This is a genomic window from Streptomyces morookaense (genome assembly GCF_013030945.1).
In the GTDB taxonomy this organism is placed as follows: domain Bacteria; phylum Actinomycetota; class Actinomycetes; order Streptomycetales; family Streptomycetaceae; genus Streptomyces; species Streptomyces morookaensis.
The window spans coordinates 160,261-186,690 of sequence record NZ_JABBXF010000016.1 but is presented as its reverse complement, the minus strand read 5'-3'; the positions used below and the strand labels follow the sequence as shown (position 1 = coordinate 186,690).

26 protein-coding genes and 1 pseudogene are annotated in these 26,430 nt (G+C 72.3%); 18 read left to right on the top strand and 9 right to left on the bottom strand.

Translation table 11 applies throughout. From position 1 onward, the window contains the following. Positions 1–84 precede the first annotated feature (84 nt). Positions 85–1,161, top strand: coding sequence for a S1 family peptidase (locus HG542_RS09720; RefSeq protein WP_438816690.1), 1,077 nt, complete (start codon positions 85–87; stop codon positions 1,159–1,161). Positions 1,162–1,269: 108 nt separating this feature from the next. On the opposite strand, the gene HG542_RS09715 is transcribed toward HG542_RS09720, so the two are convergent. Continuing rightward, the gene (locus HG542_RS09715) at positions 1,270–2,139 is read right to left on the bottom strand and encodes a helix-turn-helix transcriptional regulator (RefSeq protein ID WP_171079705.1); all 870 of its coding nucleotides are present in this window, start codon (positions 2,137–2,139) and stop codon (positions 1,270–1,272) included. A 119-nt stretch (positions 2,140–2,258) separates the two neighbouring features. Between HG542_RS09715 and HG542_RS09710 the strand changes: the two genes are divergently transcribed. Beyond that, positions 2,259–3,311, top strand: a complete 1,053-nt coding sequence (locus tag HG542_RS09710) for an NAD(P)-dependent alcohol dehydrogenase (RefSeq protein WP_171079704.1) — start codon at positions 2,259–2,261, stop codon at positions 3,309–3,311. A gap of 85 nt (positions 3,312–3,396) precedes the next feature. Here HG542_RS09710 and HG542_RS09705 read toward each other — a convergent pair whose 3' ends face one another. After that, positions 3,397–4,218 carry a lipase family protein gene (locus HG542_RS09705; RefSeq protein WP_171079703.1) on the bottom strand — a complete coding sequence of 274 codons (822 nt, stop codon included), beginning with the start codon at positions 4,216–4,218 and terminating at the stop codon, positions 3,397–3,399. 311 nt (positions 4,219–4,529) lie between these two features. Next, on the bottom strand, positions 4,530–4,835 hold the full coding sequence (locus HG542_RS09700) for an acyl carrier protein (RefSeq protein WP_171079702.1): 306 nt from the start codon (positions 4,833–4,835) through the stop codon (positions 4,530–4,532). Between the two features lie 243 nt (positions 4,836–5,078). Here HG542_RS09700 and HG542_RS09695 point away from each other — a divergent pair, with 243 nt between their 5' ends. The 3 genes and pseudogenes from HG542_RS09695 (at position 5,079) to HG542_RS09685 (ending at position 7,428) form a co-directional block, all read left to right on the top strand. After that, entirely contained in the window at positions 5,079–5,819 is a 741-nt protein-coding gene (locus HG542_RS09695) for a Mut7-C RNAse domain-containing protein (protein ID WP_171079701.1), read from the top strand. Positions 5,820–6,034: 215 nt separating this feature from the next. Beyond that, positions 6,035–6,676, top strand: a pseudogene (locus HG542_RS09690) (NAD(P)-dependent oxidoreductase); the annotation flags it as partial. 176 nt (positions 6,677–6,852) lie between these two features. Further along, a complete protein-coding gene (locus HG542_RS09685) occupies positions 6,853–7,428 on the top strand; it encodes a GNAT family N-acetyltransferase (protein WP_171079700.1) in 576 nt (191 codons plus the stop codon). Positions 7,429–7,434: 6 nt separating this feature from the next. Here the strand turns inward: HG542_RS09685 and HG542_RS09680 are convergent, their stop codons facing one another. Next, positions 7,435–8,328 carry a LysR family transcriptional regulator gene (locus HG542_RS09680; RefSeq protein WP_227725714.1) on the bottom strand — a complete coding sequence of 298 codons (894 nt, stop codon included), beginning with the start codon at positions 8,326–8,328 and terminating at the stop codon, positions 7,435–7,437. A gap of 282 nt (positions 8,329–8,610) precedes the next feature. Here HG542_RS09680 and HG542_RS09675 point away from each other — a divergent pair, with 282 nt between their 5' ends. From HG542_RS09675 to HG542_RS09630, 10 genes are read left to right on the top strand one after another with little or no spacing between them, the layout of a single operon-like run. Further along, positions 8,611–9,408: an alpha/beta fold hydrolase gene (locus HG542_RS09675; RefSeq protein WP_171079698.1), complete on the top strand. Its 798-nt coding sequence runs from the start codon at positions 8,611–8,613 to the stop codon at positions 9,406–9,408. Further along, on the top strand, positions 9,405–11,048 hold the full coding sequence (locus HG542_RS09670; protein ID WP_171079697.1) for an amino acid adenylation domain-containing protein: 1,644 nt from the start codon (positions 9,405–9,407) through the stop codon (positions 11,046–11,048). The genes HG542_RS09675 and HG542_RS09670 overlap by 4 nt, the downstream gene beginning before the upstream one ends. Continuing rightward, a complete protein-coding gene (locus HG542_RS09665) occupies positions 11,045–11,308 on the top strand; it encodes a phosphopantetheine-binding protein (protein WP_171079696.1) in 264 nt (87 codons plus the stop codon). Before HG542_RS09670 ends, HG542_RS09665 begins: the two co-directional genes overlap by 4 nt. Then, positions 11,305–12,465 carry an acyl-CoA dehydrogenase family protein gene (locus HG542_RS09660; RefSeq protein ID WP_229922588.1) on the top strand — a complete coding sequence of 387 codons (1,161 nt, stop codon included), beginning with the start codon at positions 11,305–11,307 and terminating at the stop codon, positions 12,463–12,465. The genes HG542_RS09665 and HG542_RS09660 overlap by 4 nt, the downstream gene beginning before the upstream one ends. A gap of 16 nt (positions 12,466–12,481) precedes the next feature. Continuing rightward, positions 12,482–13,681, top strand: coding sequence for an acyl-CoA dehydrogenase family protein (locus HG542_RS09655; protein WP_171079695.1), 1,200 nt, complete (start codon positions 12,482–12,484; stop codon positions 13,679–13,681). 5 nt (positions 13,682–13,686) lie between these two features. Further along, positions 13,687–14,214: a flavin reductase family protein gene (locus HG542_RS09650; protein WP_229922587.1), complete on the top strand. Its 528-nt coding sequence runs from the start codon at positions 13,687–13,689 to the stop codon at positions 14,212–14,214. 39 nt (positions 14,215–14,253) lie between these two features. Beyond that, positions 14,254–14,670, top strand: coding sequence for an aspartate 1-decarboxylase (gene panD / locus HG542_RS09645; RefSeq protein WP_171079694.1), 417 nt, complete (start codon positions 14,254–14,256; stop codon positions 14,668–14,670). Beyond that, positions 14,667–15,404, top strand: a complete 738-nt coding sequence (locus HG542_RS09640) for an SDR family NAD(P)-dependent oxidoreductase (protein ID WP_171079693.1) — start codon at positions 14,667–14,669, stop codon at positions 15,402–15,404. The genes panD and HG542_RS09640 overlap by 4 nt, the downstream gene beginning before the upstream one ends. Before the next feature lie 32 nt (positions 15,405–15,436). Further along, the gene (locus tag HG542_RS09635; protein ID WP_171079692.1) at positions 15,437–16,264 is read left to right on the top strand and encodes a phytanoyl-CoA dioxygenase family protein; all 828 of its coding nucleotides are present in this window, start codon (positions 15,437–15,439) and stop codon (positions 16,262–16,264) included. After that, on the top strand, positions 16,261–17,361 hold the full coding sequence (locus HG542_RS09630; protein WP_171079691.1) for a zinc-binding dehydrogenase: 1,101 nt from the start codon (positions 16,261–16,263) through the stop codon (positions 17,359–17,361). The genes HG542_RS09635 and HG542_RS09630 overlap by 4 nt, the downstream gene beginning before the upstream one ends. 52 nt (positions 17,362–17,413) lie before the next feature. Here the strand turns inward: HG542_RS09630 and HG542_RS09625 are convergent, their stop codons facing one another. Continuing rightward, a complete protein-coding gene (locus HG542_RS09625; RefSeq protein ID WP_171079690.1) occupies positions 17,414–18,241 on the bottom strand; it encodes a helix-turn-helix transcriptional regulator in 828 nt (275 codons plus the stop codon). Positions 18,242–18,366: 125 nt separating this feature from the next. Here HG542_RS09625 and HG542_RS09620 point away from each other — a divergent pair, with 125 nt between their 5' ends. Together HG542_RS09620 and HG542_RS09615 are read left to right on the top strand one after the other, a co-directional pair. Continuing rightward, the gene (locus HG542_RS09620) at positions 18,367–19,554 is read left to right on the top strand and encodes an MFS transporter (protein ID WP_171079689.1); all 1,188 of its coding nucleotides are present in this window, start codon (positions 18,367–18,369) and stop codon (positions 19,552–19,554) included. 83 nt (positions 19,555–19,637) lie between these two features. Continuing rightward, positions 19,638–20,108: a hypothetical protein gene (locus HG542_RS09615; RefSeq protein WP_171079688.1), complete on the top strand. Its 471-nt coding sequence runs from the start codon at positions 19,638–19,640 to the stop codon at positions 20,106–20,108. Between the two features lie 19 nt (positions 20,109–20,127). On the opposite strand, the gene HG542_RS09610 is transcribed toward HG542_RS09615, so the two are convergent. Together HG542_RS09610 and HG542_RS09605 are read right to left on the bottom strand one after the other, a co-directional pair. Continuing rightward, positions 20,128–21,426, bottom strand: coding sequence for a NucA/NucB deoxyribonuclease domain-containing protein (locus HG542_RS09610; RefSeq protein WP_171079687.1), 1,299 nt, complete (start codon positions 21,424–21,426; stop codon positions 20,128–20,130). Positions 21,427–21,574: 148 nt separating this feature from the next. Beyond that, on the bottom strand, positions 21,575–22,765 hold the full coding sequence (locus tag HG542_RS09605) for a cytochrome P450 (protein WP_171079686.1): 1,191 nt from the start codon (positions 22,763–22,765) through the stop codon (positions 21,575–21,577). 160 nt (positions 22,766–22,925) lie between these two features. On the opposite strand from HG542_RS09605, the gene HG542_RS09600 reads away from it, so the two are divergent. Further along, positions 22,926–23,498: a TetR/AcrR family transcriptional regulator gene (locus tag HG542_RS09600; RefSeq protein ID WP_171079685.1), complete on the top strand. Its 573-nt coding sequence runs from the start codon at positions 22,926–22,928 to the stop codon at positions 23,496–23,498. A gap of 50 nt (positions 23,499–23,548) precedes the next feature. Here HG542_RS09600 and HG542_RS09595 read toward each other — a convergent pair whose 3' ends face one another. Both HG542_RS09595 and HG542_RS09590 read right to left on the bottom strand, forming a co-directional pair. Further along, positions 23,549–26,005 carry an ATP-binding cassette domain-containing protein gene (locus tag HG542_RS09595; protein WP_171079684.1) on the bottom strand — a complete coding sequence of 819 codons (2,457 nt, stop codon included), beginning with the start codon at positions 26,003–26,005 and terminating at the stop codon, positions 23,549–23,551. Beyond that, a complete protein-coding gene (locus tag HG542_RS09590) occupies positions 26,002–26,421 on the bottom strand; it encodes a VOC family protein (protein ID WP_171079683.1) in 420 nt (139 codons plus the stop codon). The genes HG542_RS09595 and HG542_RS09590 overlap by 4 nt, the downstream gene beginning before the upstream one ends. Positions 26,422–26,430: the final 9 nt, after the last annotated feature.

Here is a 26,430-nt window from a genome sequence, read left to right as displayed (position 1 = left end):
ACGCATTTCGGTCGCTTCTCCGGCCGCCACGTCCTCCGGGCCCGCCGACCACGACGGGCACACCCCCCTCACAGGAGGCCCGAGTTGAAGGACTCACGCATACCCAGGAGGCGCACGGCCCTGGCCGTCGCCGGCGCCGTGGCCCTGGCCACGGCATCCTCCCTCACCTTCCAGACCGCCCACGCCGCACCGGCGTCCGGCACCGCCGCCATGTCCGCGGCCCGGGCCGCCCAGGTCGGGCAGCAACTGGCCGCCGGCCTCGGGTCCGGCACGGCCGGCTCGTACTACGACGCGGCGGCGGGCACGCTCGTCGTCGACGTCACCGACGCATCCGCCGCCGCCACCGTGCGGGCCGCCGGCGCACAGGCCCGGTACGTCCGGTACTCGGCCGCCCAGCTCGCCTCGGCCAGACGGACACTGGAGCAGCAGGCCGCCGTCCCCGGCACCGCCTGGTCCGTCGACCCCAGGACGAACAAGGTCGTCGTCAAGGCCGACAGCACCGTCAAAGGCGCCGAACTGGCGCAGCTGAACAAGGTCGTCGCACAGCTCGGCGACAGGGCCGCCCTCAAGCGGACCTCGGGCACCTTCCGGCCGCTGCTCGCCGGCGGCGACGCCATCTGGGGCAGCGGCGTGCGCTGTTCGCTGGGCTTCAACGTCACCAAGGGAGGCCAGCCCTACTTCCTCACCGCCGGGCACTGCGGCAACGCCTCGGCCACCTGGTCCGACTCCCAGGGCGGAGCCCAGGCCGGCTCCACCGAGCAGTCGGTCTTCCCCGGCAACGACTATGCCCTCGTGGCCTACACCTCCGGCGTCGACCACCCCAGCGCGGTCGACCTCTACAACGGCAGCCAGCAGTCCATCAGCCGGGCCGCCGACGCGACCGTCGGCGAGAACGTCCAGCGCAGCGGCAGCACCACCCAGGTCCACGGCGGCCAGGTCACCGGACTCAACGCGACGGTCAACTACGCGGAGGGCACGGTCAACGGCCTCATCGACACCAGCGTCTGCGCCGAGCCGGGCGACAGCGGCGGAGCCCTCTTCGACAACGACAGCGCACTCGGCCTCACCTCCGGCGGCAGCGGCGACTGCACCAGCGGCGGCGAGACCTTCTTCCAGCCGGTGCCCGCGGCGCTGAGCGCCACCGGAGCCAGCCTCCCGTAGAACATCCCGCAGCACCCTCCATGGACGCGCCACCGGCAGGCGCACAGGCGCGGCCCCTGGACCTTCCCCCGGGTCCAGGGGCCGCGCCGCACCCGCGTACGGGGAACGTCAGGAGGAGCGCGCCGGAACCTCCGGCGCCGTGCCGAGCGTCCAACTGGCCAGCAGCCGCAGGGACTCGGCGGACTCCGAGCCCGGCTCGGCGTGATACGTGACCAGCTGCTGGTCCGGGTCGGCCGGCAGCACCAGCGTCTCGCACGACAGGGTCAGGGGGCCCACCACCGCGTGGTGCAGCCGCTTCACCCCGTAGCACTTGTCCCGCACGTTGTGCGCGGCCCACAGACTGCGGAACTCCTCGCTCTTGACGGATAGTTCGCCCACCAGCGCGGTCAGCCGCGGATCGTCCGGGCGGCGGCCCGCCTCCAGCCGCAACATGGCGACGAGGTCGGCCGCCTTGGACTCCCAGTCCACGTACAGCTCGCGCGTGGCCGGCTCCAGGAAGACCTGCCAGGCCATGTTGCGCTGCTGGGCCGGTATGGCGGGGAAATCGCCGAGCAGGGCGCAGGCGAGCCGGTTCCAGGCGATGATGTCCATCCGGCGCCCGACCACGTACGCCGGCACGTTCTCCATGGTGTCGATCAGGTTCTGCACCGCCGGACGCACCCGCTGCGGACGGGCGGCCGCCGTGTGCGTGCGGCGCCCGGCCGGCCTGGCCAGGTGCGTGAGGTGGTCCCGCTCGGCCCGGTCCAGCCGCAGCGCATCCGCGATCGCGTCCAGCACCGACGCCGACACGTTCTGCCCCCGGCCCTGTTCGAGCCGCGTGTAGTAGGCCACGCTCACACCGGCCAGCTGTGCCAGCTCCTCGCGCCGCAGCCCCGGCACCCGCCGCCGGGCCCCGTACGCCGTCAGCCCCACGTCCTCCGGCCGCAGCCGGGCGCGGCGGGAGCGGAGGAACTCGCTCAGTTCGGTGCGCTGGTCCATACCGACCAGTATGCGGGTGCCGCCGGACACCCAGGGTGGTCCTGCCAGTGGTAGGAACGGCAGGCGTACGCTCGACCGGGTCCTGGCTGCGATCTTCCGGCTGCCGCAGGATCGGGACCATGACGCACACCACTGCCCACGCCTACGCGGCCCCCGCCCCCAAGGCTCCCCTGGAGCGCACCACCATCACCCGCCGCGCGCTGGGCGAGCACGACATCCTGATCGACATCAAGTACGCCGGCATCTGCCACTCCGACATCCACACCGTGCGCGGCGAGTGGGGCCACGAGACCTTCCCCATCGTCCCCGGCCACGAGATAGCCGGCATCGTCTCCGCGACCGGCCCCGGCGTCACCCGCTACGCCGTCGGCGACCGCGTCGGCGTCGGCTGCTTCGTCGACTCCTGCCGCGAGTGCGACAACTGCCGCGCCGGACTGCAGCAGTACTGCACCGGCGAGCCCGGCATGACCGGCACCTACGCGGACACCGACCGCCACGGCGACTTCACGCACGGCGGCTACTCCACGAACATCGTCGTCGACGAGAACTACGCCCTGCGCATCCCCGAGAGCATCCCGCTGGACGCCGCGGCCCCGCTGCTGTGCGCCGGCATCACCCTGTACTCGCCGCTGGCCCACTGGCAGGCCGGCCCCGGCAAGAAGGTCGCCGTCATCGGCCTCGGCGGGCTCGGCCACATGGGCGTGAAGATCGCCCACGCCATGGGCGCCGAGGTCACCGTGCTCAGCCAGTCCCTCCGCAAGAAGGACGACGGCCTGCGGCTCGGCGCGGACCACTACCACGCCACCTCCGACCCGGCCACCTTCGAGGCGCTGGCGGGCACCTTCGACCTGATCCTCAACACCGTCTCGGCGGACCTGGACCTGAACGCGTACTTCGGCCTGCTGAAGACCGACGGCACCCTGGTCCAGCTCGGCGCCCCCGAGAACGCGCTGACCGTCGCCCCGGCCGCCCTCTTCCGGCAGCGCCGGTCCATGGCCGGATCGATGATCGGCGGCATCCCGGAGACCCAGGAGATGCTGGACTTCTGCGGCGAGCACGGCATCGCCTCCGAGATCGAGGTGATCCGCGCCGACCAGATCAACGAGGCGTACGAGCGGGTCCTGGCCAGCGACGTGCGCTACCGGTTCGTCATCGACACCGCGACGATCTGACGCGCACCACCCCTGCCGCGGCTCCGGCACCCGGACCTCTCCCCTGTGGACCGGGCGCCGGAGCCGCCGGCTTCCGTGCCCGCGGTCAGGCGAGGTTCTTCTCCAGAGCGGCGATGTAATGGCGCAGGGAGTGGTCCCGCACGCCGGCGCTCGCCGGGGCGAACGCATCGGCCGTCAGCCCCCTGGCCCGGTCCGTCAGACCGTCGAAGAACGAGATCGTCTCGTGGACCTTGCCGTGGGAGTCGATGTACCGCAGAGCGTCGACGTGCGTGTACGCGGGCTCGGGCGGCAGCTGCGCCACGATGTCGTTGTTGTTGACGAACCGGAACATGCGCTGTTTGAAACCCTTGTTGTACGCGTCGGCCAGCAACCGGTCACAGGTGCGGGGCTGGCCGTAGGTGTAGACGCCGTCGGCCAGCAGCCTGGGATCCTCCAGGTAGAGGCGCGCACCTGCGAGCATGGCCAGGGCGCCGCCGAGGCTGTGCCCCGTGAACCACAGGGTCTGGCCGTTCGTCCGGAACTCGCGAAGGGTGTCCTCGACCTCGGGGTAGATCGACTCGAGGGCCTGGCCGAAGCCGTGGTGCACGTATCCGGTCTTCGCCGGGCCCGGCCACGGCGGGGTATTGGCGTCGGAGAGCCAGTCGCGGATCTCCGAGGGCTCCGTGCCCCGGAAGGCACTGATGATCATGTGGTCGCTGGCCATCGTGTACGCCTGGGTGTCCTGCAGCGGGAACGGCGGTGTGAACCGCGTCTCGTGATGCCGTACCCGGTCGAACCCCCAACTGCGTGCCCGCTCCTCGATGGTGTCCTTGTCCTTGTAGGCGAGATCGGACGCCTGTGCCAGCCAGTAGGCGTGGGCCAGGCTGTAGGCACGGGCCTTGTGGTCGAGCACGGAGGGTGCGGGCACGGGGACTCCCTTTCGCAGATGGCCTGGATCCGGATGCGGATCCACCACAGACGTTGACCGGTGACCCTCGCCCCAAAGGACCGGGCGGCGACATTCATGCGAACGGGTGAGCAGGCGACCGGCCTCCTCCAGCCCCAGACGCCGCACCACCCTCCCGTGCACCCGCCGAAGCGGCCCCGGCGCCCACCAGTTGGCCCGCCCCACGGGTCCGTACGTAGTGCTCCTTCACCCGCGAAGCAGGAAGGCCGCGTCCCGGCCGAGCCCGGCCGGCGTGATCGTGCCGATGCCGGTGACGGCGACAGCGTGTTCGCTCACAGGAGAGGGCCGGGCAGCGAAGCGGGCCCCGTTCCCGGCGGGGGTGCCGCGGCCGTCGCCGCGCCCCCGGTGCCGCCGGCCAGCAGCCGCTCGATGCGGGCGGCGGCCTCGCCGAGCGTGAGGCCGCCGGGTTCCTGATCGAGGGTCACCTTCAGCCGGCCCTCGACGACGGCGAGCATCTCGGCCCGGGCGAGGGAGTCGACGTCGAGCTCCTCGAAGGTGGCGTCCGGGTGGATGTGGTCCTCGGGGACGCCGAAGTGCTCGCTGAGGGTTGTGGCCATCATCTGGTAGACGGTTTCCATCGACCGCTCTCCTCGATCGGGGCCGGTACCGGACACCCGTCCATCGCATTGCATGGTTGTCGGGTCAACCCGGTTGTCGCGTGCGCAGCAGCCTCCCCTGCCGTGCACCCGGGGACGGCCCGACACGCGCGCCGCCGCGGGCGCTGTCACCCGCCTGACCCCCTGGCGCCAAGTTCCGCACGGGACGGCCCTCATGACGGCCCCGGCCCCGGCGGTGTCGGTGGCCGGTGGCATGCTGGTGATGTGAACGGACCCGAGATCACCATCAGCTTCGCCCCCGGCCTGCAGCTCTTCGTCGAACCGGGGCGGCGGCACCGGGCCCGTACCGCCGTGGTGACCGACGGCGCGTCGACGCTCGGCCACGTGGTCGAGTCGCTCGGCGTCCCGCTCACCGAGGTCGGCCGGCTGCTGGTCGACGGCCGGGAGACGGCCGCCTCGCATGTGCCGGGCGCGGGGGAGACCGTGGAGGTCGAGGAGGTGGCCCGGCCCCAGGAGGTGCCGGGCGCGCCGCTGCGGTTCCTGCTCGATGTGCACCTGGGGACGCTCGCCCGCCGGCTGCGGCTGCTGGGCGTGGACGCCGCCTACGAGAGCGAGGACATCGGCGACCCGGCCCTCGCCGCGCTCTCCGCCGCCCAGCGCCGGGTGATGCTCTCCCGCGACCGCGGACTGCTGCGCCGCCGGGAGCTGTGGGCGGGCGCGTACGTCTACAGCGACCGCCCGGACGACCAACTGCGGGACGTCCTCGGCCGGTTCGCCCCGGCCCTCGCCCCCTGGACGCGCTGCACCGCGTGCAACGGGCGGCTCCAGGACGCGGACAAGGACGCCGTCCGGGAGCAGTTGGAGCACGGCACGCAGCGCACCTACGACGTCTTCGCGCAGTGCACCGCGTGCGGGCGCGTGTACTGGCGGGGTGCGCATCATGCGCGGCTGCAGACGATCGTGGACGAGGCGGTGCGGGAATTCGGGGGCGCGCACGTGCGGTAGCGCCCCGTTGGGGGCGGCCCCGTAAGGGGCGCGGGGAACTGCGCGACCAGCCCCCTCCGGCCCGCAGCCGATGAACCCACCCCGGGGTCCGGGGCGAAGCCCCGGTACTTCGACTGCGGGTGCGTCGTGGCCGGTCGCGCAGTTCCCCGCGCCCCTTACGGGGCACTGAGGTGCCGCGCAGACTGCTCGTCACCTCGGGCATGCGCAACGGCGAGCCCCCGGCCGAGCTCACCTGGGCGCTCATTCTCGGGCTGGCCCGCGGCCTGGTGCAGGAGAACACCGCCCTGCGCGAGGGCGGACCCTGGCAGAGCACGGTCGGCACCGACCTGTACGGCAGGCGGCTCGGCCTGCTCGGGCTCGGCCGGATCGGCAGCAAGGTGGCCCGGGTCGGCCAGGCCTTCGGGATGGACGTGATCGCCTGGAGCCGGAACCTGACGGACGAACGGGCCGCGGCCGCCGGAGCACGCCGCGCGGCGTCGAAGGAGGAGCTGCTGGCGAGCAGCGACATCGTCTCCGTCCACCTGCCGCTCACCGACGGCACCCGGGGCCTGATCGGCGAGGCGGAGCTGAAGGCGATGCGTCCCGGCGCGTTCCTGGTCAACACCTCCCGTGCCGCCATCGTGGACCAGGAGGCGCTGGCGACGGCGCTGCGCGAGGGCCGAATCGCCGGTGCGGGCGTCGACGTCTTCGACATCGAGCCGCTGCCCGCGGACCATCCGTACCGCTCGCTGCCGAACCTGCTGGCCACACCCCACCTCGGGTATGTGACGCGGCGCAACTACGACGGCTACTTCGCCCAGGCGGTGGAGGACATCGAGGCGTTCCTCGCGGGCGAGCCGGTGCGCCGACTGGGGTGAGCACGGCCGGCAGTAGACCGTTCGGGTGACCGCCGGACCGGTGCCCGCGCTGGTCAGGGGCGTGCCACGGGGGCGGGGCGAGGGCCGGGCCGCCGCCGCCCCCTGCGAGAATCCGCCCCCTGCGAGAATCCGCGCCGCGCGCCACCGCCCCCGTCGGTCCCCCCTTGAGGAATCGCATGAGCAGCCCGCACGCCCCGCACGTCCTGCTGACCGGTGAACGTCTCGCCCTGGGAATGCCCCGCCCGGAAGCGCTGGCCGAGTATCACGCCTGGGAGAGCGACCCGACCACCATCCTCGGCTACGGCGGCCGCTTCCCCCAGCCGTGGGAGGCCCGGCTCGCCACGTGGGAGCGGCGGCGGGCCGACCGGGACCACGTCCAGTTCGAGGTGCTGCGCGTGAAGGACCGGCAGTCCGTCGGCCTCACCTGGCTGCAGATCAACTCCGTCGCCGCGACCGCCGAGTTCGCCATCCTCATCGCTCCCGCCATGCGCGGCAAGCGGTATGCGGAGGAATCGACCCGGCTGACGCTGGACTGGGCGTTCCATCTGGGGGCGCTGCGCTCGGTGTGGCTGAGGGTGCTGGAGCCCAACCGTGCCGGGCTGGCCGCCTACGAGAAGGCCGGGTTCCGGTTCGCCGGGCGGCTGCGCAGGTCCGGGCACTGGCTGGGGCAGTGTGTCGACGAGCTGCTGATGGACGCCCTTCCCGAGGACTTCCCCGGCCCGTCGGCCCTGTGCAGCATCCTCGGGAAGTGACGCCCGTCAACAGCCCCGGGCCGGCTGCTCGTCGGCGGTGAGGCCCTTCGTCGCCAGGGCCTCGGCCGCGCGCCACGCCTCGTCGGCGAACCGTGCCGCCTGCGGGTGCGCGCCGTGCGAGGGATAGGCGAGGTAGGCGCGGACGACGGGGGCGTCGTCGAGGGGGATCATCCGGACCGCGGGATGGAGATGGCGCCGGGCGGCGGCCGCGGGGGCGGAGCCCACGCCCAGGCCGGCGGCCACCTTCTCCAGCCACTCGTCGTAGTTGCGGCACTCGGCGCCCACCGTGGGGCGCCGGCCCGCCGGCCACATGGCGGGGAAGGTGACGCCGCTGACGGTGTTGACGACCAGCGGCAGATCCGCCAGTTCGGCCCAGCCCAGCCGGGAGCGGGCCGCCAGCGGCCAGTGGCCGGGGACGGCGGCGACGCGGGTGTCCTCGCACAACAGGACCCCGCGCAGGCCTTTCGGCAGCGGTTCGGCGCGCAGCAGCGCGACGTCGACGGTGCCCGTGTCCAGGCCGGCCAGCGGGGTGTCGCTGCGGACGAACTCCACCGCCACCCCGGTCTCGTCCCCGAACCGGGCCGCCGTGCCCGAAAGCCCCTCGGGCAGCCCCCAGTTGAAGCCGACGCGCAGGGATTCGCCCTTGCGCAGCCCGGTGAGTGCGGTGTCGAGCCGATGCAGCAGCGGGACGAGGGAGCTGCGCAGCTCCCGGCCCTTGTCGGTGAGTGCGGTCCTGCGGGTCGTGCGGTCGAACAGGCGGACTCCCAGGGCTTCTTCCAGGGTCCGGATGCTCCGGGTCAGGGTCGGCTGGGCGAGGTGCAGGCGCCGGGCGGCGGCCGTGAAGCCGCCCTCCTCGGCCACGGCCAGGAAGTTGCGGAGATGGCGGAGGTCGACATCCATGACTCCAGAGCATAAGTGATCCGGTAAAGGCATATCCCGCCCCGTACGCGATTCTTACGGGAGTGTTGCACCGGCGTGAATGCGGTGGATGTCAAGTCGCATGCCGTGCAATTGAACAGAGGGTGTACTGCATCAATACCACACATCAGAACGGTTGTTGAGGTGGCGGCGACGTTCTTTGGTGACATTCCCCGGGGCCCGCGGACGCTGTTTCATATTTGCCGATGGCTGTGCGCCGCTTTACCCAGTCATTTTCCGCACCCGACCGAGAAAGGTATTGATGTGCCGATAGCCGAGACCCGAAACGGCCCCGTCGAGCATGTTCTCCTCGACGGCGACCCCGACCTGGCGCCGCTCGTCTTCCTGCACGGCGGGCTCGGCTGCATCGCGAGCTGGGGACGCTTCCCCGCCCGCCTCGCCGCGGCCACCGGGCGCCGCGCCCTGGTGTACTCCCGCCTCGGTCAGGGCGGTTCGGGCCCCGCCGTGCGCCCCCGCACCCCCCGCTATATGCACGAGCACGCCCAGGAGGACCTGCCCGAGCTGCTCGACCTGCTCGGTATCGGCAACCCGGTCCTGGTCGGGCACAGCGACGGCGCCTCCATCGGGCTGCTGTACGCCTCGGTCCGCCCCGCCACCGCCGTGGTCGCCCTCGGCCCGCACCTGTACTTCGAGGAGCAGAACCGCAAGGGCATCGAGGCGGCCCGCGCGTCCTTCGAAGCGGGGCCGCTGCAACGCAAGATGGCCCTGGTGCACGACGACCCGCAGGGCGTCTTCGGCAGCTGGAGCCGGGTCTGGCTCTCGGACGGGTTCCGCGACTGGAACATCGAGAAGGACCTGGACGTCACCGCGCCGGTCCTGCTGATCCAGGGCGATCAGGACGAGTACGGCACCCTCGACCAGCTCGACTCCGCCGAGCGCGCCCTGCGCGGCCCCGTGCGGCGGATCGTGCCGGAAGGTGTCGACCACTACCCCCACCTGGTCTGCCCCGACCTCGTCATCGACGCCGCCTGCGCCTTCCTCGACGAACACGACGAACACGCTGTCCCCGGCCGCCCGACCCCCGCGGAGACCCTGCAGTGACCCCCACCGCCCCCACCGCCCCCGCCGCCCCCGCCGTCACCGACGGCACCACCGGGACCGAGACCCTGCGCCTGGACGGTCTCCTGGCCCGTTCCGCCCGCCGGTACCCCGACCGCCCCGCCCTGTCCGGTGCCGGCGAGACCTGGACGTACGCCGAACTCGACCGCGCCGTCGACGCGTTGGCCGCCCGGCTCGCCGACGACGGCCTCGTCCCCGGCGAACGCGTCGGCGTCCACGCCCCCAAGACCCCCTCCACCGTGATCGCCCTCTACGCCGCCCTGCGGGCCGGTGCGGTCGTCGCCCCCCTCGACACCGCCGACCCCCCGGCCCGCACGGCCCGGATGGTGCGCAACGCCGGCATCTCGCTGCTGCTCACCACCGACCGGGCCCTGCCCGTGTGCCGCAAGGCCGCGGCCGAGGCCCGCGACGGCGCCGAGCCGGACGCGGAGCCGCTGGAGCACGGACTGCACCGGCTGCGCGTCCTGGACGGGGACGGCCGCCCGGCCCCGCTGCCCGCGCCGGCCGACCGCGGCGGGTACATCCTGTTCACCTCCGGCAGCACCGGCTGGCCCAAGGGCGTCCTGCTCTCGCACGCCAACGTCGCCCACTACGCCCGGTGGGCCGCCGCCGAGTTCGGCCTCACCGAGCACGACAGGATCGGCTCGCAGGCCGCCCTCACCTTCGACCTGACCACTTTCGACCTGTACGGCGCGGCCGCCGCCGGAGCCTGTGCGGTGCTCATGCCGGACATGCTGCGCGCCTTCCCGCGCGACGTGGTGAACTGGCTCAACGAGCAGCGGATCACGGCCTTCATGGCCGTCCCGTCCCTCTACCACAACATGCTCCAGCAGGGCGGGTTCGCCGATGCGGTACCGCCGACCCTGCGCGTGGCCTTCTTCGGCGGCGAGGCCTTCGCGCCCCAGCTGCTGGAGGAGTACCTCGAACTGCTGGGCGACGTGCCCTTCTACAACCTCTACGGGCCCACCGAGACCAACGCCTGCACCTACTGGCTGATGCCGCGCGACTGGACCGCCGACCAGGAACTGACCATCGGCCGCGGCATCGGCGGCGTCGACATCGAGGTCCTGGACGAGGACGGCCGGCCCACCGACGGCGAAGGCGAGATCCACATCGCCGGACCCACCGTCTTCCAGGGCTACCTGCGCAACGGCGAACTCACCGACCCCACCGTCACCGTGGCCTTCCGCGACGGCGCACCCCGCCGCGCCTACGCCAGCGGCGACATCGGCCGGATCACCCCCGACGGGCGCGTCTTCCTGCGCGGCCGCCGCGACTCGCAGGTCAAACGGCGCGGCCACCGCATCGACCTGCTCGACGTGGAGAGCGCCGTCCTCGACCTGCCCCAGGTCTCCACCGCGGCCGTCGTCGCCAAGGACGGCGGCGACCACGCGGGCGAGATCTGGGCCTACGCCCTGACCGACGCGGGCGAGCGCGAGCTCCTCGCCGAACTGCGCGGCCTGCTGCCCAAGCGCATGCTGCCCGACCGGGTCGTCCCCGTCGCCTCGCTGCCCACCACCACCAGCGGCAAGGTCGACCGGCGCGCCCTGAGCACCCTCGCCGACACCCCTGACGGCACCCCCCGCCCCACCTCCCACACCCTTGAGGAGAACCGCACATGAACAGCGTCGAAGAGCTCTGCACCCTCATCAGCAGCAAGATCACCTGGGCCCGCGGCGAGGACCCGCAGAGCCTGACCGCCGACACCCCCCTCCTCGAACTCGGCCTGCTGGACTCGCTGGCCATCATGGAGATCGTCTCCGCCCTGGACAAGCAGGCCGGCATCGTGCTCCCCGAGACCGAGATCGTCGCCGCCAACTTCCGCAGCCCCAAGGCCCTGTGGACCGCCATCGAGGACCTCACCGGCGGGGCCCGCAAGTGAGCACCCCCACCGACCGCCTGCTGCGGTCCGGCCCCGCACCGGCCGAGGAACTCGTCGACGCCTGGCGCGAACGGGCCCGGCCGGCCGTGGAGCAGACCGAGGGCAAGGACTTCCGCACCCAGTGGCAGGCCCTGGCCGACCTCGGCGCACTGCGCATGGACCCGCCCGGCAGCGAACACCCCGGCCCGGTCACCCGCGCCCTCGCCGCCGTCGAGGGCATCGGACTGGCCGGCGCCGACCCCGGCATCTGCTACGCCCTGGCCTCCCAGCTCTTCGGCATGCAGTTCCCGCTGCGCGCCACGCTCCCCGAGCAGGCCTGGCAGGCCCTCGCCCACGTCCAGGACGGGCGCACGATGCTGTGCCACGCCCTCACCGAACGCACCGCGGGCAGCGACCCGCTGTCCATGGACACCCGTGCCCGGCGCGACGGCGACGGCTATGTGCTCGACGGTGCCAAGACCTTCATCACCGCCGCGCCCATCGCCGACCTGGCCATCGTCTTCGCCCGCACCGCGGAAGGCCGTTCGCCGTTCGCGCTCTCGGCCTTCCTCTTCCCCGTCGACACCCCCGGCGTGAGCCTCGGCGAGACCTTCGACAAGACCGCCCTGCCCACGGTCCCCATGGGCGAGCTGGTCTTCGACGGCGCCCGGCTGCCCGCCACGGCACTGATCGGCGAGGAGGGATCCGGCCTGGCCGTGATGTCCTCCACGACCGCCTGGGAGCGCGCAGTCGTCCTCGGGTACGCCCTCGGCCCCATGCGCCGCACCCTGCAGCGCACCGCCGAATGGGCCGGAACCCGCGAGCACTTCGGCCGCCGCATGGGCGCCAGCCACCAAGTGGCCGCCCGCATCAGCGACATGGCGCTCGCACTGCACCGCTCCCGCGTCCAGCTCTACGCGATGGCCGCCCGGCTCGACGCCGGAACACCTGCCCGGCAGCTGGCCGCCGAGGCGGCCCTCACCAAGATCTCGGTTGCCGAGGACTACGTACGCCTCAGCGAGCACGCCACCGCGCTCGCCGGCGTCCGCGGCTTCCTCCCCGGATCCGGTCTGACCGCCGACCTGCACAGCCCGATGGCGGCCCATGTCTACGCGGGCCACAACGACCTGCTGCGCGTCGGTGTCGCCCGCCAGTTCGGCCTGCCGGTCGAGAACTGACACGAGGAAGGACCCCATGACCACCACCGCCACTCTGCCGGCGACCCTCGACGACCTGCTCAAGCTCGCCGAGGAGACCGGCCGGATCCTGGCCCCTCTCGCCGCCGACGTCGACGCCCAGCGCGACAACGGCCACGAGGCCTACCGCATCCTCCGCGAGAGCGGCCTGCTCGGCCTGCTCGTCCCGCGCGAGGCCGGGGGAGCCGGGCTCGGCTTCGCCGACTACTCCCGCGTCCTGGCCGCGCTCGGCGCCCACAACGGTGCCGCCGCCCTCGGCTACAACATGCACAACGTCGTCATCGGCGCGCTCTCCGAGTCGGTCGGCACCCAACTGCCGCCGTCCGCCGAGACCTTCCGAGCCTGGATGTTCGACGAGGTCGTGAACGGCCGCAAGCTCTTCGCCTCCGCCACCTCCGAGGCGGGCACCGGCGCCAAGCTGCGCGGCATCCGCACCAGTTACCGGCGCTCCGAGGACGGGCAGCACTACGTCCTCAACGGCGAGAAGTCCTTCGTCTCGCTGGCCGGCGCCGCCGACTACTACATCGTCGTCGCCCGCGCCGAGGGTACCGAGGGCAGCAGCGAGGTCTCGCACTTCGTCGTCGCCGCCGACGACCCCGGCGTGAGCTTCGGCGAGGTGCACAACCTGTCGGCGCTGTACGGCACCAGCACCGCCGCCATGAAGCTCGACGAGGTCACCGTGCCGCGCTCGCGCCTCTACCTCGGCGTCGAGGGGATGTCGCTGTTCAAGCTCGTCCGCGAACCGCACTGGATGGCCGCCGGCTACACCGGCGCCTACCTGGGCATCGCGGAGGCCGTCTACCGCTGCACCGTCGACTACGTGGCCGCCTCGCCCAAGCGTGCCGACTCCCCGGTGATGCAGCGCGACCTGGGCCGGATGTCCGCCCGGCTGCGCGCGGCACGGGCCCTGGTGCACGAGGCGGGCGCGCACGTCGACACGCAGCGCGGCAGCCTGGAGGCCAATGCCATGGTGCACGCCGCCAAGTACATCGTCGGCGAGGTCGGCCCCGCGCTCGCCCAGGACGCCGTGCGCATCTGCGGCTCGGCCGCCGTCAGCCGCGCACAGCCGCTGGAGCGCTACATCCGCGAGGTCGCCTTCTCCGCCGTGATGCCCGCCAAGCCCGACGAGTGCCTGGAGTACGTCGGCAAGGCCGCCCTCGGCGTCAACCTCTACAACGCCCAGGCGTTCGAGTGGTGAGCCCCGTGTCCTCCATCGAAACCGCCCCCGTCGAGACCGTACCCACGGTGACGCCCGACGCGTTCCGCGCGCTGATGGGCTCCCATCCCGGCGGCGTCGCCGTCATCACCACCACCGACGCCCTGGGCGACCCGCACGGATTCACCTGCACCGCCTGGTGCAGCGTCTCCCTCGATCCTCCGCTGCTGCTGGTGTGCGCGGCGAACACGAGCAGGACGCTGCCGGTGATCGCCGAACGCGGGGCGTTCGCCGTCAACCTCCTGCACGGCGCCGGACGCCGCGCGGCCGAGGCCTTCGCGGGCCGCACCGCGGAACGTTTCTCCGCGGTGCCGTGGGAACCGTCCCCCGAGACCGGGCTGCCGCTGCTGCCCGACGACGCCCACACCGTCGCCGAGTGCCGCGTCGTACGCCTGGACCGGGCCGGCGACCACACCATCGTGCTCGGCGAGGTCATCCGCACCGACGCCTCCGACGGCCCCGGCCCCGCACCCCTGCTCTACGGCAGACGCCGCTATGCCACCTGGCAGGCGTGACCAACCCCCCTTCCCCTTCCATCGATTCGAGGTCGAACCATGTACCGCACCATGATGAAGTCGAAGATCCACCGCGCCACCGTCACCCAGGCCGATCTGCACTACGTGGGCTCGGTGACCGTCAGCGCCGACCTGATGGAGGCCGCCGACCTGCTACCCGGCGAGAAGGTCGACATCGTCGACATCGACAACGGCGCCCGCCTGTCCACCTACGTCATCGAAGGCCCCCGCGACTCCGGCGTGATCGGCATCAACGGCGCGGCGGCCCGCCTCATCAGCCCCGGCGACCTCGTCATCCTCATCGCCTACGCCTCCGTGACGGACGAGGAGGCCAAGATCATGGACCCGCGCGTGGTCTTCGTCGACGAGCACAACGCCGTCAAAACCCTGGGCACCGACCCCGCGGACGTCCCCGCGGACTCGGGCCTCAAGCGCGGCGACATCCTCGAAGGATGACGCCGACCGCCGTGGTGAGCGGCGGCACACGCGGCATCGGCCTGGAGCTCGCCCTGCGCCTGTGCGCACTGGGCCACCGCGTGACCGCCCTCTACCGCACCGACGAACAGGCCGCCCGCCGGGCCGAGAAGGAGGGTGCCGGACAACTCCGCACCCTCCGGGCCGACCTGGCGCGGCCGGCGGAGATCCGGGCCGTCTGCGCGGAGATCCTCGCCACGGACGGCCCGCCCGCCGTCCTGGTCAACAACGCCGGCGTCAACCGCGACCGGCCCTTCCTCTCCCTCACCGGCGAGGACTGGGACGACGTCCTCGCCACCAACCTCTCCGCACCCTTCCACCTCGTCCGGGCGCTGGCCCCCGCCATGATCGGGGCCGGCGGCGGCAGCATCGTCAACATCGGCGCCACCACCGCCATCCGGCCCCGGGCCAACGGCGCGAACTACTGTGCCAGCAAGGCGGGACTGCTGCAGCTCACCAAGTGCATGGCCCTCGAACTGGCCCCGCACATCCGGGTCAACGCCCTGATCCCCGGCTTCACCGACACCCCCGAAGTCACCGAACGCTACCGGCTGGACGACCCGGACCGGCGCGCGGCCGTCCTCGCCACCATCCCCGCGGGCCGGATCGGCACGCCCCGGGACATCGCCGACGCCCTGGAGTTCCTCGTCACCTCCCGCAGCGCCTACCTCACCGGTCAGCAACTGATCGTGGACGGCGGCAACTTCATGGGCTGATCAGGGCCCGCCCGCGAACTCCCCTACACACCATGGAGCACTACACCATGCACCTGACCCAGGAGCAGCTCGACCACTACCACGACAACGGCTTCCTCCTCATCGAGTCCCTGCTGGATCCGCGCGAGGTGACGGCCCTGCGCGAGGCCTTCGCCCGCGACTGCACCGTCCCCGGCCCCCACCTCGTCACCGAGGAGACGGGCGAGGAGGTCCGCGCCGTCTACGCCTCCCACCACCGGCAGGCGGAGTACGCCGGACTGATCCGCGACCCCCGCGTGCTCGGCCCCGTCCGCCAGCTGCTCACCGACGACGTCTACGTCTACCAGTTCAAGATCAACGCCAAGCCGGCCTTCGGCGGCGACAAGTGGGCCTGGCACCAGGACTACCTCGCCTGGCGGCTCGCCGACGCCCTGCCCGCACCCCGGCAGGTCAACATCGGCGTGTTCCTCGACGACGTCACCGAGTTCAACGGGCCGGTCATCTTCCTGCCCGGCTCCCACCGCAACGGCATGGTGCGCGACGGCCGCAAGGCCGACGCCCGCTCGGATCAGCACCTCGACCCCGACGACATCGCCCTGACCCCCGCCCAGCTCGCCGAGCACGTCGACCGGTACGGCATGACCAGCCCCAAGGGACCGGCCGGATCGGTGGTGTTCTTCTCCCCGGAGATCGTGCACGGCTCCGCGCCGAACATGTCCCCGTTCGCCCGCCGCCTGCTCATCGCCACCTACAACGACGTCACCAACCTGCCCAGCTGGTCCGGCACACCCCGCCCCGAGTACGTCGTCTGCCGCGACAGCGTGCCGCTGCGCCCGTTGTCCGAGCCCTTCCTCGACGCCCTCCAGGGGGTGAAGGCATGACCGCGCGCACCGGAAAGGCCGTGGTCCTGGAGGAGTTCAACGCGCCGCTCGCCCTGCGCGAGTTCGGTATCCCGCAGGCCCCCGCCGGGGGCATGATCGTGGCCTGCGGCTACGGCGGCATCTGCGGCACCGACCTGCACCTCCAGCAGGGCCACCTGCCCATCCCCACCCCGCTCGTCCTGGGGCACGAGGGCTACGGCGTCATCCGTGAACTCGGCGCCGGGGAGCACCGCGACGCCACCGGCGCACCGCTGGCCGAGGGCGACGCGGTGATGTGGGCCTCGTCCATCGCCTGCGGCGAGTGCCCGCCCTGCCGGCTGCACCGGGAACCCACCCTGTGCGAGAACCGCCGCACCTACGGCGTCAACCGCCCGGTGACGGAAGGGGCCGGGCTGTCCGGCTCGTGGGCCGACCACATCGTGCTGCAGCCCGGCACCACCGTCGTCAAGGCGGCCGAGGGCGTCGACCCGCTGGCCGCGATGTCGCTGGCCTGCGCCGGGCCCACCGTGGTCCACGCCCTCTTCGAGCGCCGGCCCGTCCGGCTCGGCGAGACCGTCGTGGTCCAGGGCAGCGGCCCCGTCGGCCTCGCGGCGGCGGCCTTCGCCCAGCTCGCGGGCGCCGCCAAGGTGATCCTCGTCGGCGGCCCCGCCGAACGGCTGGCCCTGGCCGCCAAGGCCGGTATCGGCGACGTGCACATCGACATCGCCGGGGGACAGGACGCCGTTCGGCAGGAGGTGCGCGACGCCACCGGCGGCGCCGGGGCGGACCTCGTCATCGAGTGCGCCGGGGTGCCCGCCGCCGTCGCCCAGGGCCTCACCCTGGCCCGCCGCGGCGGCTCGTACCTGGTCATCGGCCAGTACTCCGACGCGGGCGACACCCTGCTCAACCCGCACCAGATCGTCCACCGCCAGCTCGACGTGATCGGCTCCTGGGCGTTCACCGGAGCCCATCTCACCGAGTACGTACGGCTGTTGCCGACGCTGGCCGCCCGGTTCGACCTCGCGGGGCTGGTGACGGCGTACCCGCTGGAGCAGCACGCCGAGGCGATGGCGGCGGTCGCCGCCGGATCGGTGATGAAGGCCGTGCTCACCAGCTGACCACTCGAAAAGAGATGGGGGAGCCGCCCGCGACACCGCGGGCGGCTCCTTCTCACGTCTCTCCGGCCAGCCGCCGTACGGCCGTTGCCGTCGCCGGGTCGTCCGGCACATAGGCCAGGAAGTGGTGGCCGGGCTCGTCGACGGCCGCCAGCTTCACGTACCGCAGATGCAGATCGCCCGCCACCGGATGGCGGAAGTGCCGCACCGCCGGGTGGAACGCCGCCGTCTCCCGCTGCCCGTACCAGCGGGCCGCCTCCGGATCGGCCAGCAGCTCCTCGACGATCTCGGCGTACCGTCCGTCCCCGGGATGCCGCGCCGCGTGCGACCGGAACTGGCCCAGCAGACTGCGGGCTTCGGGCTCCCACTGCGCCAGCAGCGTCCGGCTCGGCGGCCAGCGGAACACCAGCCACAGCAGATTGCGCTGCTTCGGAGGCAGCCGCGCCGGGTCGGTGAGCAGCGCCGCGTAGCCGGCGTTCCACGCCAGCAGGTCCCAGTGCGGGTCGATCACCACCGCCGGGTTGGGGTCCGTCGCCTCCACCAGCGACAGCAGGTTCCGCGAGACCCAGCCCGGCGCCGCCGCCCCGGCCTCCGGGGCGTCCTCGGTGAACGACAGCACGTGCGCCGTCTCGTCCGCGTCCAGCAGCAGCGCCCGCGCCACCGCGCGCAGCACCTGCTCCGAGGTGCGCACCCGGCCCTGCTCCAGCCACGCGTACCAGGAACTGCTGATCCCGGCCAGCCCGGCCACCTCGCCCCGGCGCAGCCCGGGGGTGCGCCGCCGCGGCGAGCCCGGCAGACCCACGTCGGCGGGGGAGAGCCGCTCCCGGCGGGAGCGCAGGAAGGCCCCGAGCTCCTGACGCGGCGTGCGCGTCGTGGTGTCCATCGTCCCCCGTTCCTCCCCGTGCCGGCTCCTGGCGAGCCTGTCAGCGATGGTAATCGCTTGAGGTGATCACGGCAGGCCGCCGGGGAGTGAGATGGAGGCATGGGTGAAGAGAGGAGCACCTCCCCATGACTACTGTCGCGTCCCCCGTTTCCGCGCCTCCCGCAACCGGGCTGCCCGAGCAGTCGCTCCGGATGCTGAGCGCCGCCGGATTCGTCAGCAACTTCGACCGTTTCTGCATTGCACCGATGCTCGTGCTCATCGGCACCCACCTCGGCGCGTCCCTCTCGACCGTGGTCCTCGCGGCCAGCGGTTACTACCTCTGCTACGGGCTCATGCAGCCGGTGTGGGGGGTGGCCAGCGACCGGCTGGGGAGGGTGCGGGTGATGCGGTTCTCCCTCGCGGGAGCGGCCGTTGCCGCGTTCTGCTCGGCGGCGGCGCCCGACGCGCCGGTGCTGATCGTGGCGCGGGCCGTCGCCGGGGCCTTCTTCGCGGCCTCGATCGCCGCCTCGCTGACCTATGTCGGCGACACCGTCCCCGCGGCGGTGCGGCAACGCCCGCTGAGCTCGCTGATGACGGCCTTCGCCCTGGGCACGGCCGTGGCCACCGTGGTGGCCGGAGTGGTGGCTCTGTACGTCAGCTGGCGCGTGGTGTTCGCCCTGCCGGGCCTGCTCGCGCTGTACCTCGTGTTCGCCCTGCGCCGGCTGGAGGAGCCCGAACGGGAGCCTGTCGGCTCGCTGTTGGCGCCGATGCGGGACGTGCTGCGGTCGGGCTGGCAGTGGTACGTCATGGCCGTGGCCGCCCTGGAGGGCGCGGTGCTGCTGGGCTTCCTGACCTACATCGCCCCGGCGCTGGAGGCACGGGGCGTGCCGACCGCACTCGCCGGTGCGGTGTCCGCGCTCTACGGCGTGGGCTCGATGTCCGCCGCCCAGTGGGTCAAGCGCCTGGTGGGCCAGTGGGGTCCGGTCCGGCTGATCGTGGCGGGCGGCGTGCAGATGGCCGCCGCCTACGCGGTCGCGGCGGTCAGCCAGTCGGTGCCGGCGCTCGTGGTGACGGCCCTGCTGCTGGGCGGCGGCTGGTCGTTCATGCACTCCACGGTCCAGTCGTGGGCGACCGGCCTGTCGGCGACGGCCCGGGCGACCGGTGTGGCGATGTTCGGCGTGGCCCTCTACGTCGGCAGCGCAGTGGCCAGCGCCATCTCGGCCGGCGCGGCCGGGGCGCACCACTACGGGCCCCTGTTCACCGTCGCGGCGGTCCTGACGGTGCCGCTGACGGTGGCGGCGGCGGTGGGACGGTCGCGGTACGGGAAGCAGTAGTTGGCGGTGGTGCTGCTCCTGCCGGGAAGATGTCGTCCCGGCAGGAGCAGCATTCGTTCGTACCGATGTCCCGGGAGGCCGGCGTGACAGCCGTGGTGCATGTGTTCGAGCGGTTGGTGGGTGTCGAGCGGGCACAGTTCGCCCTGTGCGACGCGGAGGCGCCGTTCGGCGGGCGGCCGTGGCAGCTCCCGGCGCTCGACGGGCGGGAGTTGGCCGTCAACGGCAGCGGGTTGATGGTCGCCAGCACCGTTGCGATGCACGATGCGGATGTGCGGTTCGAGGTGTGGGACGGGCCGCCCCCGGAGCAGCCGGCCGGGCCGCCGGTGGGGGAGTGCGTGCTCGACGTGCCGTCCGGCGCCGTGACGGCCTGGGCGGTGGCGCACGGTCCGGCGGGCGAGCCGGTGGAACTGGGCGGGCCCGGAGCGTACGCCGTGCGCCTGTACCGGCATGGAGGAGGCCCGGAGGCGCGGGCACGGCAACGGGCCGCGGACCCGCCGTTGTTCACCGGTCTGGAGCGGTACGTCGTCCAGCTGTGGGCCCGGGTCCGGGGATGACGTACCGCCGACGGTCAGGTCAGTGGATGACGACGTAGAAGGCGTCCTTGTGCAGGATGCGGTCGGCCAGGTACCAGTTGTTCAAGTCGGTTCCGGCGTTGCCGTTCTGGGTGCCGTCGACGTACTTCACGGAGAAGTTGCCGTCGCCCTTGCCCGCGCCCTCCCAGGACGATGCGAAGGGGTACTCGTCGCACTCCTCGCCCGCCTTGTGCGGCAGGTGGGCGCAGGTGCTCTGGACCTTGCTGCGGTTCTTGTTGTACTCGGTGGTGGCCGTCGCGTCCCAGGTGGACACCAGCCGGTGCAGCGGCCTGCCGGAGGCGACGCTGCCGGGAATGGACTTGGTGTGTCCGGCGGGCGCGGGCGGATAGGTGGCCGCCGGGTTGGTCTGGGCGAGCTGTATGTGGCGGGCGACCGCTCCGTTGCGCGTGCTGCGGACGCCGTACTCGCCCATCGTCGGCATGACCCGGTCGAATATCCCCGCGCCCTTGATGCCGAGGTACTTCGCGGAGTCGAACCGGACGCCGTTGTCGAGGAACGCCCCGGTGCCGCCGCTGTTGGTCACGGACGAGCGGATCGCGCAGCGTGCCACCTTGTCCTGGCCGTAACCGTCGCTCACCGGCGAGGCGATGGTGTGGATGGCGGTGCCGCCGGCCTGCCACTCGCTCAGCAGGTTCGGCCCGGAACCGAAGACCCCGCACGCCTTGTTGCTGCCGTCCGGCCCGCGGTAGCCGCCGGTGGTCCACCCGATGGAGAGCAGCCCGTCGGTCGTCACGCCGACCCGCCGGAACCGGTCCATGCCGGTCACCAGCCGGATGACCCGGGAACCCTTGGTGCCGTCCCCCGCCGTGGTGTTCCGCCACGAGACGGTGCCGATCACCTTGCCGCCGCTCACGACGGAGTATCCGAGCGGGGTGACGCGGCAGTACGCGTAGTGGTTGAGGATCTGCTCGCCGGACGTCGGCAGCAGCCTCCGGCACGTGGCCAGATCCGCACCGGCGGCGAGAGCCGACGCACCGTGGGCCGTGGACGTGTAAGTGACCCCCAGCCGTTGCGCGGTCACGTCACCGTGCTCGTGCAGTGTGGCCGGCGGCTGCGGTACGGAATCGCGCCACTGCGCGGACCGGTGCTGGGCTCCGGCATCCCATCTGCTGCCGACGGCAGGCAGCGGATGCGCGGCGTCGACGACCTGTACGGACGTCGTGGTGACGGCGGTGTTCGCGGCTGTACCCGGTTGTGCCACTGCCGAGGTGGCGGGGAGAACGGTGCAGGCGGCGCCGACCAGGGCGGCGGTCAGCGCACGGCGTGTCGGCCAGTGCATGGGCGCTCCTCGAGTCGCTCCGCGCGGCCTGATGGCCACGGGAGGGCGACGCTAGGCACGCCGAACACATGAACCAATAGTTCCGGCCGAACCGCCCTCGGCCGGAGGGCGGTTTTCGGCCACGAGAGCCGCGAGGTGCCCCTGCGCCTCACCATCCCACCGGCATCGCCCGCGGCCCGCGGACCAGCATCTGGGTCTTCCAGACGATGTCACCGGCCAGTTGGAGACCCGGGAGCCGCAAGGAGAGGGCTCTCAGGGCCTCCTGCAGTTCGACGCGGGCCAGCGGGGCGCCGAGGCAGTGGTGGACGCCGTGGCCGAATCCCAGGTGCTGGTTGCCCGTTCGGCCCAGGTCGAGTGCGTCGGGGGCGGCGAAGCGCCGGTCGTCGCGGTTGGCGGCGCCCATCGACACCAGGACGGCCTCGCCCTCGCGCACCAGTGTCCCGCCCACTTCGACGTCCTCGGTGGCGTAGCGGGGGATGCCCGCCGCCATGCCCATGGGGACGAAGCGCAGCAACTCCTCGACCGCGGGCGGGATCAGGGCCGGATCGGCGCCCAGGCGCGCGAGTTCGCCGGGGCGGCCGAGGAGGGTCCAGACGAAATTGGGGATCTGGGTGGCCGTGGTCTCGTGCCCCGCGACCAGCACCGCCACGCACAGGTCGATCAACTCCTGCTCGGACAGCCGGTCCCCCTGGTCACGGGCCTCGATCAGGGACGTCATCAGGTCGTCCGCGGGCCGGACGCGGTGCCCGGCGATCAGCTCCGCCATGTAGGCGCGCAACTCCTGCCGGCTGGCCTCGGCTTCCTCGGCCGTCAGGGAGCTCGTGGAGAGCGCGTCGTCGCTCCACTTGCGGAAGAGCGGCCGGTCGGCCTCGGGCACGCCGAGCATGCGGCAGATGACGGAGACGGGCAGCGGCAGCGCGAAGGCGTCGACCAGGTCGGCCGGCGGGCCGGCCGCCACCATGTCGTCCAGCAGGCTCTCCGCCAGGGCGCGGATGTCCGGCCGCAGCCGCTCCATCCGCTGCACGGTGAACGCCCCGGCCACCAGCCTGCGCAGCCGGGAGTGGTCGGGCGGGTCCATGGCGAGGATGCCGCTGTTGTTCTGGTTCTCCGACTGCCGGGGCTCGTCGTGCGCGACGCATGCGGCGCGGCTGAAGCGCTGGTCGCCCAGGACGAGCCGGGCGTCCGCGTACCGCGTGACCAGCCAGGCCGGTTCGCCGTAGGGCAACTGGACGCGCGGCAGGCCCTCGTGGGCGCGCACCTCGGCGTACCGCTCGGACAGTTCCAGGCCGGCGGCTTCGTTGAAGGGGTAGGCGGCGGGCTCGGCGGGGGAGACGGACATCCGGACTCCTCGTTCGTCGTTCCTTGTTGCTTCACAAGGGGCAGTAAGGTCTCGCGGCGGTGCAGGAGCATGATGTAAGCAGGTGCTTACAACGACCGTAGGGCGGGGCGGGGCAGGCGTCAACAGGGCCTGCCGGCCCGGCGTTTGAGGAGGACCGGACATGACCGCAGAGAAGCCGCCGCGCCGCCGCGATGCCGAGGCCACCCGCAGATGCCTGGTCGAGGCGGCGGCGCAGCTCTTCGCCGAACGGGGCTACGACCGCACGACGGTGCGCGCGATCGCCGACCGCGCCGGCGTCAACCAGGCCCTGCTCTTCCGCTACTTCGGATCGAAGACCGCGCTCTTCGGCGAGGTCGTGGCGATGAACGGCCGCCGCCAACTGGAGGAGACCCCCGCCGAACACCTGCTGCAGTCCGCTCTGAAGAACCTGCTCGCCCCCGGCGGCACGGCGGCCGCCGACCGCTCGCTCGAAGTGTTCCTGCGCTCGGCCGGCAGCGACGACGAGGCGGCCCGGACGAACAGCCGCCTGACCGAGGAGTACACCACTGCGCTCACCGGCCTCACCGACGCCGCCGATGCCGAACTGCGCGCCGCACTCGTCCTCGCCTGGCTGCTCGGCATCGGTCTCACGCGCGTCGTCGTCCGCCAGGAACCGCTCGCCAGTGCCGATCCGGAGCACGTGAGCCGGCTGATGCTGGATGCGGTCCGCAGACTCCTGGAACGGCTGCCGTGACTCGACCTGGCCTGGCCTGACTTGACTTGACCTGACCGCCACCGCCCCCGTCAGCTGCCGACGTACTCCGCCAGATGCTCCCCCGTGAGGGTGGACCGGGCGGCGACGAGGTCGGCCGGCGTGCCCTCGAAGACGATGCGGCCGCCGTCGTGGCCCGCACCGGGGCCGAGGTCGATGATCCAGTCGGCGTGCGCCATGACCGCCTGGTGGTGCTCGACGACGATGACCGACTTGCCGGAGTCGACGAGCCGGTCGAGCAGGCCGAGCAGGTGCTGGACGTCGGCGAGGTGGAGCCCGGCCGTCGGCTCGTCGAGGACGTAGACGCCGCCCTTCTCCGCCATGTGCGTGGCCAGTCTGAGCCGTTGCCGCTCGCCGCCGGACAGCGTGGTGAGCGGCTGGCCGAGGCTGAGGTAGCCGAGCCCGACGTCGGCGAGGCGCTCCAGGATCCGGTGCGCGGCCGGGGTGCGCGCCTCGCCGGTGCCGAAGAACTCCTCGGCCTCGGTCACCGGCATCGCGAGCACCTCGCTGATGTCGCGCCCGCCGAGGCGGTACTCCAGCACCGACGCCTGGTACCGCTTCCCCTCGCACTCCTCGCAGACGGTGGCGACACCGGCCATCATCGCCAGGTCGGTGTAGACCACCCCAGCGCCGTTGCACGTGGGGCACGCACCCTCGGAGTTGGCGCTGAACAGCGCCGGCTTCACGCCGTTGGCCTTGGCGAACGCCTTGCGGACCGGTTCGAGCAGCCCTGTGTACGTCGCCGGGTTGCTCCGCCGGGAGCCGCGGATCGCGCTCTGGTCGACGGACACCACCTCCGTCCCGGGCGGGATGGACCCGTGCACGAGCGAGCTCTTCCCGGAGCCGGCGACACCGGTGACGACGGTCAGCACGCCGAGCGGGATGTCGACGTCGACGCGGCGCAGGTTGTGCGTCGTCGCGCCGCGGACCGGCAGCCGGCCGGTGGGTCTGCGCACCGTCTTCTTGAGGGCGGCCCGGTCGTCGAGATGCCGGCCGGTGACGGTGCCACTGGCCCGCAGCCCCTCGACGGTGCCCTCGAAGCAGACGGTGCCGCCCGCCTGGCCGGCGCCCGGACCGAGGTCCACGACGTGGTCGGCGATCGCGATCACCTCCGGCTTGTGCTCCACGACGAGCACCGTGTTGCCCTTGTCCCGCAGCCGCAGCAGCAGTTCGTTCATCCGCTGGATGTCATGGGGGTGCAGGCCCGTGGTGGGTTCGTCGAAGACGTAGGTGACGTCGGTGAGCGAGGAGCCGAGGTGGCGGATCATCTTGACGCGCTGTGCCTCGCCGCCCGACAGCGTGCCGGACGGCCGGTCGAGCGAGAGGTAGCCCAGGCCGATCTCCACGAACGAGTCGAGCGTGTGCAGGAGTTTGGCAAGCAGCGGCGCCACCGACGGCTCCTCGAGACCGCGGACCCACTCGGCCAGGTCGCTGATCTGCATCGCGCACGCGTCGGCGATGGTGATCCGCTTGATCTTCGACGACTTGGCCCCTTCGGCGAGCCGGGTGCCGTCGCACTCGGGACAGGTGGTGTAGGTGACCGCCCGTTCCACGAACTCCCGGACGTGCGGCTGCATCGCCTCCTTGTCCTTGGCGAGCATCGACTTCCGGATCCGGGGAACGAGACCCTCGTAGGTCATGTTGATGCCTGCGATCTTCATCCGGACCGGCTCGTGATGGAGGAAGTCGTGGAGTTCCTTCTTGCTGTACTTGCGGATCGGCTTGTCCGCGTCGTAGAAACCCGACTCGCTGTAGAGGCGGTGGTTCCAGCCACCCGCCTTGTATCCCGGGACGGTGATCGCGCCGTCGGACAGTGACCTGGAGTCGTCGTAGAGCTGGGCGAGGTCGAGATCGGTGACCGTGCCCCGGCCCTCGCAGCGCGGGCACATGCCGCCGGTGCGGGAGAAGGTCGCCTTCACCGTCTTCTGCGCACCGCGCTCGACCGTGATCGCACCGCTCGCCCTGACCGAGGGGACGTTGAAGGCGAAGGCACCGGGCGGGCCGATGTGGGGCTTCCCGAGTCTGCTGAAGAGGATGCGCAGCATGGCGTTGGCGTCGGTGACGGTGCCGACGGTGGAGCGGGGGTCGGCCCCCATCCGCTGCTGGTCCACGATGATCGCGGTGGTCAGGCCGTCCAGGACGTCGACGTCGGGCCGGGCGAGGGTGGGCATGAAGCCCTGGACGAAGGCGCTGTAGGTCTCGTTGATCAGCCGCTGCGACTCCGCGGCGATCGTGTCGAACACCAGCGAGCTCTTGCCCGAGCCGGAGACGCCGGTGAACACCGTCAGCCGCCGCTTGGGGATCTCGATGCCGACGTCCTTGAGGTTGTTCTCGCGCGCACCGTGCACGCGGATCAGCTCGTGGCGGTCGGCGGCGTGCGGCGCGGACGACCGCGGGGCGGCCTGCACGGGCTTCACCGTCTTCTCGGCGACCTTCTTCGTGGCTTTCTTCGCGACCTTCTTCGTTGCCTTCTTCGCGGCCTGGCTCATCGCGTCGTGCGGGGCTGGGTGAAGCGGAGCATGTTGCCGGCCGGGTCGCGGAAGGCGCAGTCGCGGACGCCGTAGTGCTGGTCCATCGGCTCCTGGAGGACCTCTCCGCCGGCGGCACGGATGCGTTCGAAGGTGGCGTCGCAGTCGTCGGTGGAGAAGATCACGCCGCGCAGCATGCCCTTGGCCAGCAGTTCCGCCATCGCCTGCTTGTCGGCCGGCGAGGCGTTGGGGTTGGCGAGCGGCGGTTCCAGGACGATCTGCACGTCCGGCTGCTCGGGCGACCCGACGGTCACCCAGCGCATGCCCTCGAACGCGACGTCGCCGCGCACCTCGAGGCCGAGGACGTCGCGGTAGAAGGCGAGCGCCTTGTCGTGGTCGTCGACTGCGATGAAGCACTGGGAAAGCTTGATGTTCATGCCCCCGAC

What these genes read in the sequence shown, in the direction of transcription:
- HG542_RS09715 (WP_171079705.1), bottom strand. Translation starts at nt 2,139, where the DNA reads ATGGACCAGCGCACCGAACTGAGCGAGTTCCTCCGCTCCCGCCGCGCC.
- HG542_RS09620 (WP_171079689.1), top strand. Translation starts at nt 18,367, where the DNA reads ATGACTACTGTCGCGTCCCCCGTTTCCGCGCCTCCCGCAACCGGGCTG.
- HG542_RS09625 (WP_171079690.1), bottom strand. Translation starts at nt 18,241, where the DNA reads ATGGACACCACGACGCGCACGCCGCGTCAGGAGCTCGGGGCCTTCCTG.
- HG542_RS09610 (WP_171079687.1), bottom strand. Translation starts at nt 21,426, where the DNA reads ATGCACTGGCCGACACGCCGTGCGCTGACCGCCGCCCTGGTCGGCGCC.
- HG542_RS09600 (WP_171079685.1), top strand. Translation starts at nt 22,926, where the DNA reads ATGACCGCAGAGAAGCCGCCGCGCCGCCGCGATGCCGAGGCCACCCGC.
- HG542_RS09700 (WP_171079702.1), bottom strand. Translation starts at nt 4,835, where the DNA reads ATGGAAACCGTCTACCAGATGATGGCCACAACCCTCAGCGAGCACTTC.
- HG542_RS09630 (WP_171079691.1), top strand. Translation starts at nt 16,261, where the DNA reads ATGACCGCGCGCACCGGAAAGGCCGTGGTCCTGGAGGAGTTCAACGCG.
- HG542_RS09710 (WP_171079704.1), top strand. Translation starts at nt 2,259, where the DNA reads ATGACGCACACCACTGCCCACGCCTACGCGGCCCCCGCCCCCAAGGCT.
- HG542_RS09665 (WP_171079696.1), top strand. Translation starts at nt 11,045, where the DNA reads ATGAACAGCGTCGAAGAGCTCTGCACCCTCATCAGCAGCAAGATCACC.
- panD (WP_171079694.1), top strand. Translation starts at nt 14,254, where the DNA reads ATGTACCGCACCATGATGAAGTCGAAGATCCACCGCGCCACCGTCACC.
- HG542_RS09635 (WP_171079692.1), top strand. Translation starts at nt 15,437, where the DNA reads ATGGAGCACTACACCATGCACCTGACCCAGGAGCAGCTCGACCACTAC.
- HG542_RS09655 (WP_171079695.1), top strand. Translation starts at nt 12,482, where the DNA reads ATGACCACCACCGCCACTCTGCCGGCGACCCTCGACGACCTGCTCAAG.
- HG542_RS09590 (WP_171079683.1), bottom strand. Translation starts at nt 26,421, where the DNA reads ATGAACATCAAGCTTTCCCAGTGCTTCATCGCAGTCGACGACCACGAC.
- HG542_RS09680 (WP_227725714.1), bottom strand. Translation starts at nt 8,328, where the DNA reads ATGGATGTCGACCTCCGCCATCTCCGCAACTTCCTGGCCGTGGCCGAG.
- HG542_RS09595 (WP_171079684.1), bottom strand. Translation starts at nt 26,005, where the DNA reads ATGAGCCAGGCCGCGAAGAAGGCAACGAAGAAGGTCGCGAAGAAAGCC.
- HG542_RS09605 (WP_171079686.1), bottom strand. Translation starts at nt 22,765, where the DNA reads ATGTCCGTCTCCCCCGCCGAGCCCGCCGCCTACCCCTTCAACGAAGCC.
- HG542_RS09640 (WP_171079693.1), top strand. Translation starts at nt 14,667, where the DNA reads ATGACGCCGACCGCCGTGGTGAGCGGCGGCACACGCGGCATCGGCCTG.
- HG542_RS09685 (WP_171079700.1), top strand. Translation starts at nt 6,853, where the DNA reads ATGAGCAGCCCGCACGCCCCGCACGTCCTGCTGACCGGTGAACGTCTC.